The organism is Mycobacterium sp. (assembly GCF_032162105.1).
Taxonomy (GTDB): Bacteria; Actinomycetota; Actinomycetes; order Mycobacteriales; family Mycobacteriaceae; genus Mycobacterium.
The window spans coordinates 1-8,001 of sequence record NZ_JAVRPS010000557.1 but is presented as its reverse complement, the minus strand read 5'-3'; the positions used below and the strand labels follow the sequence as shown (position 1 = coordinate 8,001).

Below are 8,001 nucleotides of genomic sequence, written 5' to 3'. Positions count from 1 at the left end.
GACCGCATCGCGATCGGCGGCCGCAGCGTCCCGTACCGCTACGCGTCGCGCATAGACGTCGACGGCCGCGTCCCTGAGCGCACCATCCGGCACCTCAGCCAGGTGCTGCACGACGTGCTCCCGCAGGTTCGCGACGTGCCGATCGTCCACGGCTGGTGCGGTGTGCTGGCGGTGCCCCGCGACTGGGAGGCGTCGATCGTGCTGGACCGCGCGACGGGCCTTGGCTGGGCGGGTGGCTACGTCGGGCACGGGGTGACGGCGACCAACCTCGCCGGGCGCACGCTCGCCGATCTCGTCCTGAACCAGCGCACCCCGCTGACGGAACTGCCGTGGGTCGGCCACCGGTCGCGCAAGTGGGAGCCCGAGCCGATGCGGTGGCTGGGCGTGCGCGGCCTCTACATCGCGTACAAGGCGGCTGACTGGCACGAGGCGCGCGGCGGCGCCGGAACGTCGCCGATCGCCCGCCTCGCGGACGCGATCGCCGGCAGGCCCTAACGCGCCTCGGCCTTCTCCTTCAACCGCTGCAGCGTGAGCTTGATGTGCTTTGTGTTGGTCGACGGGCGGTCCATGACACCCGTTGCCACGCCACCCGGCTTGACGAACCAGCCAGGGCGGCGGTCCCACATCTGCTCGGTAACCCGACAGCCTCCGTCCGTGGGAGCGATGTCGTAGCGCCAATGCGAGACCGGGATCCCGAGGTAGACGACGTCGAACGCGAAGGCGCTGCCGGGTTCGGCGTTGGTGACCGTGCATGTGGTGGTCCACCGCCGGATTCCGTTCCGGTTGGTGCCCTTGAACACCGCGCCGGGAGCGGCTTTGTCGCCTTTGCGCCACTTCATCGCGGCGGCCTCCTCGGCCAGCGACGCCAACGTCGGCAGGTCGGTGATCAGGCCGTACACCTCGCCACAGGGGGCCGAGATGGTGACAGAGGCTTGTGCGGAGGCCGGACCTGGTTCACCCATGCGGCGATCGTAATGACGGGACGAGGAATCCGGGCCGGGTCGGCATACGTTGGGTTCCATATGACTCAACGCACCGTTCTGCAGCCCACCGCCGAGCATCCGATCACCATCACCCCAACAGGCAGGCATGTCACCGTGCGGGTCAACGGCGAAGTGGTCGCCGAGACCGACGCGGCGTTGACGCTGCAGGAGTCGACGTACCCCGCGGTGCAATACGTACCGCTGGCCGATGTCGTCGATTCCGCGCTGCGCCGCAGTGACAACACCACCTACTGCCCGTACAAGGGCGAGGCGAACTACTACCACGTGACCACTGGGGCGAGCGAAGCGACGGGGAACAACGCAGGCGGCGACACCGTCGACGACGTCATCTGGACTTACGAGCAGCCGTACCCGGCCGTCGGCGAGATCGCCGGTCACGTCGCGTTCTACGCCGACAAGGCGGACGTCGTTCTGGCCTAGTCGTTCTTGGGCCTAGCCTTTGGGTGATGCCCAGTTGCGCAGTCGTGCAGTTCGACGGGCCCGCCAGCCCGGCGCACACGTTGTCGCCGCTGCGGCGCGGACCCGGCGATCCCTGCTACCAACGCGTCGACGGCGCGATCTGGAAGACCAGCCTGATGGCGAGCGGTCCGGTCACCGCCCGGATCACCAAGTCGGCGCGCGACGCCGTCGAATGCGAGGCTTGGGGCGACGGCGCCGACGAGTTCCTCGTGCAGCTGCCCGCCATGCTCGGCGCCAACGACGACGCGACGGGCTTCGCACCCGTCGAACCGACCATCGCCGCCGCCCATCGCAAGGTGCCGCACCTACGGCTCGGACGCACCGACCGGGTCCTCGAAGCCCTCATCCCGGCCGTCCTCGAACAGCGGGTGTCGGGCAAGGACGCGTTCCGTGCATGGCGGCTACTGGTCACCAAGTTCGGCACGCCGGCGCCAGGCCCGGCCCCGGCGCGCATGCGGGTGCCTCCGTCGGCCGACGTGTGGCGGCGCATCCCATCGTGGGAGTTCCACCTCGCCAACGTGGACCCCGGCCGGGCCAGGACCCTGGTCGGGTGCGCCCAGCGGGCCGACTCCCTCGAGCGGCTGTCGAGCCGTCCCGCCGCCGACGCGCGCGCCGCGTTGACGTCGCTACCGGGTGTCGGGGAGTGGACCGCGGCCGAGACCGCACAGCGCGCGTTCGGCGACGCCGACGCGTTGTCGGTCGGCGACTACCACCTGGCGAACGTGGTCGGGTGCACGCTGCTCGGGCACCGCATCGACGACCCGGAGATGGTCGAGCTCCTGGAACCGTTGCGGCCGCACCGGCACCGGGCGGTGCGGCTGCTCGAGGTCAGCGGTATGGCGCGCAACCCCCGCTTCGGCGCGCGTCAGGCCATTCCGAATCTGCGCGTCCTCTAGTCGCTGAGGCGGGCTAGTCACCCAGACGAGCGGCGACCCACTCGACGAGTGGCCGGGCGGCCTTCCAGTCCGCGCGGACCGCGTCGACGAATTCGGGGGTGTGGATGATCGGCTCGAAGCCGTAGTCCTTGGTCACTGTCAGGGACCGGTGCCGCAGCAATTCGATGCGCGGATGGTCGGCGTCGTATCCGCGCGGTGAGGTCTTCAGCCGGTCGCCGCCGACGGTGAAGCCGGCCCTCTTGAGCTTGGCCAGGATCTTGCCGAGCTGGTCGCCGGTCAGCTCATTGGCGATGGAGGCCCTTATCCGGCCGAGATCCGACGCGCTGGCGTCGTAGAACCCGGCTCCGGTGCGGACGCCGCGCGCCGCGATCTCGACGTACCACCCGCAGGCGGGACCCACCCCGACGTACGCGCCCTGGTGCGTCTTGTACGGCGTCTTGTCCTTCGCGAACCGGACGTCGCGGAAAGGGCGGAAGACCTTGGCCGCACCAAAGTCTGCCTCCAGGGCCGTGACGAGCGCCGTGATGGGCGCCTTCACGCTCGTCTGGTAGACGTCCTTGTGCGCCTCCCAGAACGACTTGGTGTTGTCGATCTCCAAGTCGTCGTAGAAGTCGAGTGCAGCCTCGGTGAAACCGGTGAACCCGGGTGGCGGCTCCGTCATCCGGCGAGCGTATCGGTGTGTAGCCCGGTGCCGACCCGGGTAAGCGTTCCAGTGAGCGATCAATAAGGAGGCAACCAATGCCAGGATTCACCGTTCCCGGAATGTCGGCCAAGGACGGCCGTGAGGTCGCCGATCTGCTGCAGAAGCAGCTCAGCACCTACAACGATCTGCACCTGACCCTCAAGCACGTGCACTGGAACGTCGTCGGCCCGAACTTCATCGGTGTCCACGAGATGATCGACCCTCAGGTCGACCTGGTCCGTGGCTACGCCGACGAGGTGGCCGAACGCATCGCGGCACTCGGGGTATCCCCGCAGGGCACCCCCGGCGCGATCCTCAAGGACCGCACCTGGGATGACTACTCGGTCGGCCGCGACACCGTGCTGGCGCACCTGGCTGCCCTGGATCTGGTGTACACCGGGGTCAACGAGGACACCCGCAAGGCCATTCATCGCCTCGACGACCTCGACCTGGTGTCACAGGACATGCTGATCGGTCACGCAGGCGAGCTGGAGAAGTTCCAGTGGTTCGTTCGTGCGCACCTGGAGAGTGCGGGCGGCGTTCTGTCGAACAAGGGCGCCACGACCGAGAAGCAGGCGGCGCGAAGCGCGAAGAAGGCTCCGGCCAAATAGCGGGGGTCAAATAGCGGGGGCCCGACTTCGCCGTCAGGCCACCTCCTCCAGGGCGTCGTCGCGGACCGGCCGGTCGGCGAGTTCCTCGTTGCGGCCGAACAGGAACGGGTAGGCGATGCCGGCGATCGCCGCGCCGATCAGAGGCGCCAGCCAGAACACCCAGAGCTGGGCGGGTGCACCGGCGCCGTTGAAGAAGGCGACGGCGGTGGAGCGGGCGGGATTGACCGACGTGTTGGAGATCGGGATCGAGATGAGGTGGATCAGCGTCAGCGTCAGCCCGATCGCCAAGCCCGCGAAGCCCTTCGGGGCACGATCATCGGTGGCGCCGAGGATGACGAGCAGGAACACCCCGGTCAGCACGATCTCCGCCACGACCACGGCGAGGAACGAGTAGCCGGCTGGGGAGTGGTCACCGAAACCGTTGGCGGCCATGTTGCCGGTGGCCGTCCAGCCGTTCTGCCCCTTGGCAATCACGTAGATCACCAGGCCGCCGACGGCGCCGCCGACCACCTGGGTGATCCAGTACACGGGCACGGCCTTCCACTCGACCCGGTGGGCCAGCGCGGCGCCGAGGGTGACCGCGGGATTGAAGTGTCCGCCCGAGATGGTGCCGAACGCGTACACACCGGTCAACACGGTCAAGCCGAATGCCAGCGAGACGCCGAGGAATCCGACGCCCAGTGACACACCGTTGGAGACGAACTTGGCGGCGAACACGGCGCTGCCGCAGCCGCCGAGGACCAGCCAGAACGTTCCGATGAACTCCGCGGCCAGTCGATGCAGCATCGTGGGTGCAGTCATAGCGGTAACCTCCCTCGGCATCTCGACGATGAGATGCCAGTGTCGCGAGGGTCGCACGTACCCAGCCGGTTACAGGCGGTCGTGGCCGAATCCTTCCCCGATCGTGACCGACCGCTGCCGGGGCGTTACTCGCCCATCGCATGCTCGTCGACGGGATTGTTACGCGTCACGATGAGCGGATCGACCTTGGTGAACGGGAATTCGGGCAGATCGTCGATGTGAACGTTGAACGTCGCGGCGAGGACTTCGCGAGAGTAGGCGCTGGCCGACGCTCGGTAACCGATGTCGCCGGGTGTGGGCTGGTCGAAGAAGATGGCCCGAACCTTCGTGGACATAACCCATCTCGGCGGTGATCGGATGCCAGTGTGGTTCGCGCATGCCGTCCTCGCGGATGCGCAGCGAGTACATCGACAGATCCTTCAGTGCGGGCCAGAACTGCAGGCGCGCCAGGCGTGCCGATCCGACCGCGATCCCCACCGGCGGGCTCTGCGCGTCGACCGCGAACTTGTGCGGGTCGTCGAACGCCGCGGTCGACGGCACCACTGCGTCACCGGCGCGCGCGGCCAGCCTGCGGTCCAGGCCGAAGTCTTCCGGCCGCTCGCTGCGGAACGCCAGGATGAAGTCGGCAGGCTCGTCGTCGATGTTCTCGATGTGATGCAGTGAGCCCGAGTCGATGTGGAACATCTCGCCCTCGGCGACGGTGAAGCTGGCGAACCTGCTGTCGGTGTCGAGCACCGACACCAGCGACGTGCCGGAGACGCAGTAGGTGAGTTCGTTGGCGTTGGCGTGCCAGTGGGGGTGCGCATGGCCCCTGGTTTGAGCACGATGCGCTTGATCGACATGCCGCACAGGATCGGGAAGTCATCCGCGGTCACCCGGGTGATCGAACCGAAGTCCGACTCCTCGACGATCGGGCCGCGACTCAGCGACGCGACGTGTCTAGTCATGATGGCTGAACGCTAACCGCCGCCGCGTCTCTCGATGGACGCTTCGTCGGGCATTCGCGCTCGAAGACTGTCATAGATTGGCGCCGATCCCAGGACGTTGGCGACGAGCACCGCGGCAGCAGTCGCGGCCATCATCGGCACGAGCGCCTCGGTGGTGGCAGTCATCTCGGCCACGAGGACCAACGCCGTCACGGGCGCACGCACGGTGGCCCCGAAGAATGCCGCCATTCCGACGAGCGCCATCGGAACCGCCAACTGCGATGCGTCTCCGGGCCACACGGCGTTGAAGCCTGCGACGAACAGCAGTCCCCACAGCGCACCAACGGCCAGCAGCGGTGCGAACAGTCCGCCGGGCACCGCCGCCGAGTACGAAAGGGGGCCTGCGACGAACCGCACCGCAAGGATTCCGATGATGGCGGAAACAACGAGGTGCTGTCCGCCAAGGACTAGCTGTGTCAGGTCCTCTCCTCCGCCCACGGAGAGCGGGTAGACGAACATCGCGGACCCGACGATCGCACCGATGATCGCCGCCTTCGCCAGGGGTGGGATTCGGCGTATCGCGCCGACGTGGTCAAGGAACCACAACACCAACCCGTTGTAAACGGCCCCCAGACATCCGGTCAGCAATCCGAAGACGACGAAAAGGGGCAACCATGCTAGGGCAGGAGCGCCAATGGGTTCGACATGGAAGTCGGCATGGTTTCCCAGCATGAGCCGGGAGCACGCGACGGCCGCTGTAGCCGAAAAGAGCGTCGCCAGTACGGTTTTCACCCGAAACGACTTGGTGACCTCTTCGAGGGTGAACAGGGTGCCGCCGATCGGCGCGTTGAACGCCACCGCCAGGCCTGCGCCACCCAACGCCGTCTGCATCATCCTGACCTCGGAATCGGGTAGCCGGGCGCGCCGCGCCGCTTCGGCTCCGATCGCCGCACCCATGTGCACCGTCGGACCCTCGCGACCCAACACGAGGCCAGATCCCATGCTCAACACACCGCCGATGAACTTCGCCGGGACCAAACGGATGAGCGGCGGTCGCGCCTCCCCCAGAAAAACCGCCTCGACATGCTGGATACCGCTCCCGGCCGCCAGCGGCTCCCACCGCACGATCAGGGCGGCCAGTGTCGCGCCGGCCGCGGCGGCGGCCATGGGTACCAGCCAGCCGGGCCCCGGCAGCTCGTGAGCCCAGTCGACCAGGTCGATGCGTAGATCGTCGGCTGTTTGCAGACACCAGCGGAACGCGCCGCCCACGAACCCGATGAGCACGCCAGCGACGATCGCCGTCACGCAGATGTGCACCGAGCCCCGCATCGAATCGTCGGGCTGACTGGGACCTGCTGTCGGTGCCGTCATCGTGCTGTGCGACGTTACCGGGCGGCGGTCCGCAAAGAACCCTCAGATATATACCCCCCAGGGGTATATAGTGGCGGGCATGACCGAGGTCGACCACACCCGGCACGACGCCGGGCATCACATGGAGCACTCCGAACACGGCGAGCACGGTCACGAAGGGCACGGCGGCCACGCCGGCCACGTGGCCCAGTTCCGGCGGCTGTTCTGGATCATGCTGCTGCTGGCGATCCCGACGGTCGCACTGTCGCCGATGTTCGCCATGATCCTCGGCTACGCGGTGCCGGATCTGCCGGGCATTCGATGGGTGTCCCCGGTGCTCGGCACGGTGATGTATCTGTGGGGCGGCCGGCCGTTCCTCACCGGAGCGGTCAGCGAAATCCATTCCCGCAAACCGGGAATGATGCTCCTCATCGGGTTGGCGATCACCGTGGCGTTCGTGTCGTCGTGGGGCGCGTCCCTTGGCGTACTGCACCACGAACTCGACTTCTGGTGGGAACTCGCGCTGCTCATCGTGATCATGCTGCTGGGCCACTGGATCGAGATGCGGTCGCTGGCGCAGACCACGTCGACCCTGCACTCGCTGGCCGCGCTCCTGCCCGACGAGGCCGAGCGCATCGAGTCCGGTCCGGACGGTGACGTGGTCGCCACCGTCGCGCCAGCCGAGCTGCGGGTGGGCGACGTCGTGGTCGTGCGCCCCGGCGGCAGCGTCCCCGCCGACGGACGCATCACCCAGGGCAGCGCCGAGATCGACGAGTCGATGGTCACCGGCGAGTCCCGTCCGGTCCGCCGCGGCGTCGGCGACACCGTCGTCGCCGGCACGGTCGCGACCGATTCGGGGGTCCGGGTCGAGGTCACCGCGGTCGGCGCCGACACCGCGCTGGCGGGCATCCAGCGCTTGGTCACCGAGGCGCAGAATTCGTCGTCGCGGGCCCAGCGCCTCGCCGACCGGGCGGCGGGCTGGCTGTTCTGGTTCGCACTCGGATCGGCGGCCATCACGGCGGTGGTGTGGAGCATCGCCGGAAGTCCCGAGGATGCCGTCATCCGGACCATCACCGTGCTGGTGATCGCCTGCCCGCACGCGCTCGGTCTGGCCATCCCGCTGGTGGTGTCCATCGCCACCGAGCGGGCAGCACGGGGCGGGGTGCTGGTGAAGGACAGGCTGGCGCTGGAGAGCATGCGCACGGTCGGTGCGGTGCTGTTCGACAAGACCGGCACGCTCACCAAGGGGGAGCCTGCCGTCAGCGCGGTGGT

General features: G+C 68.1%; 9 protein-coding genes and 1 pseudogene. 5 read left to right on the top strand and 5 right to left on the bottom strand.

Annotated elements, in window-relative coordinates; all coding sequences use genetic code 11:
- On the top strand, positions 1-495 hold a 495-nt coding region (locus tag QOC69_RS28565), incomplete at its 5' end, for an FAD-dependent oxidoreductase (protein WP_526445893.1).
- On the opposite strand, the gene QOC69_RS28560 is transcribed toward QOC69_RS28565, so the two are convergent.
- Positions 492-962, bottom strand: coding sequence for an SRPBCC family protein (locus tag QOC69_RS28560; RefSeq protein WP_526445892.1), 471 nt, complete (start codon positions 960-962; stop codon positions 492-494). The two genes, QOC69_RS28565 and QOC69_RS28560, sit on opposite strands and share 4 nt — an antisense overlap.
- 60 nt (positions 963-1,022) lie before the next feature.
- On the opposite strand from QOC69_RS28560, the gene QOC69_RS28555 reads away from it, so the two are divergent.
- Together QOC69_RS28555 and QOC69_RS28550 are read left to right on the top strand one after the other, a co-directional pair.
- On the top strand, positions 1,023-1,424 hold the full coding sequence (locus QOC69_RS28555; RefSeq protein ID WP_526445891.1) for a DUF427 domain-containing protein: 402 nt from the start codon (positions 1,023-1,025) through the stop codon (positions 1,422-1,424).
- Between the two features lie 26 nt (positions 1,425-1,450).
- The gene (locus tag QOC69_RS28550; protein WP_526445890.1) at positions 1,451-2,359 is read left to right on the top strand and encodes a DNA-3-methyladenine glycosylase family protein; all 909 of its coding nucleotides are present in this window, start codon (positions 1,451-1,453) and stop codon (positions 2,357-2,359) included.
- A 13-nt stretch (positions 2,360-2,372) separates the two neighbouring features.
- On the opposite strand, the gene QOC69_RS28545 is transcribed toward QOC69_RS28550, so the two are convergent.
- Positions 2,373-3,020 carry a DUF2461 domain-containing protein gene (locus QOC69_RS28545; RefSeq protein WP_526445889.1) on the bottom strand — a complete coding sequence of 216 codons (648 nt, stop codon included), beginning with the start codon at positions 3,018-3,020 and terminating at the stop codon, positions 2,373-2,375.
- A 77-nt stretch (positions 3,021-3,097) separates the two neighbouring features.
- On the opposite strand from QOC69_RS28545, the gene QOC69_RS28540 reads away from it, so the two are divergent.
- Positions 3,098-3,652, top strand: coding sequence for a Dps family protein (locus tag QOC69_RS28540; RefSeq protein WP_526445888.1), 555 nt, complete (start codon positions 3,098-3,100; stop codon positions 3,650-3,652).
- Between the two features lie 33 nt (positions 3,653-3,685).
- Here QOC69_RS28540 and aqpZ read toward each other — a convergent pair whose 3' ends face one another.
- The 3 genes and pseudogenes from aqpZ to QOC69_RS28525 all read right to left on the bottom strand — a co-directional run bounded on the left by aqpZ (position 3,686) and on the right by QOC69_RS28525 (position 6,750).
- The gene (gene aqpZ / locus QOC69_RS28535; protein ID WP_526445887.1) at positions 3,686-4,453 is read right to left on the bottom strand and encodes an aquaporin Z; all 768 of its coding nucleotides are present in this window, start codon (positions 4,451-4,453) and stop codon (positions 3,686-3,688) included.
- Between the two features lie 125 nt (positions 4,454-4,578).
- Positions 4,579-5,400: pseudogene (locus QOC69_RS28530) on the bottom strand (cupin domain-containing protein).
- Between the two features lie 12 nt (positions 5,401-5,412).
- Positions 5,413-6,750, bottom strand: a complete 1,338-nt coding sequence (locus tag QOC69_RS28525) for a H(+)/Cl(-) exchange transporter ClcA (RefSeq protein WP_526445886.1) — start codon at positions 6,748-6,750, stop codon at positions 5,413-5,415.
- Between the two features lie 79 nt (positions 6,751-6,829).
- On the opposite strand from QOC69_RS28525, the gene QOC69_RS28520 reads away from it, so the two are divergent.
- Positions 6,830-8,001: HAD-IC family P-type ATPase (locus QOC69_RS28520; protein WP_526445885.1), on the top strand; the 1,172-nt coding region annotated here is incomplete at its 3' end.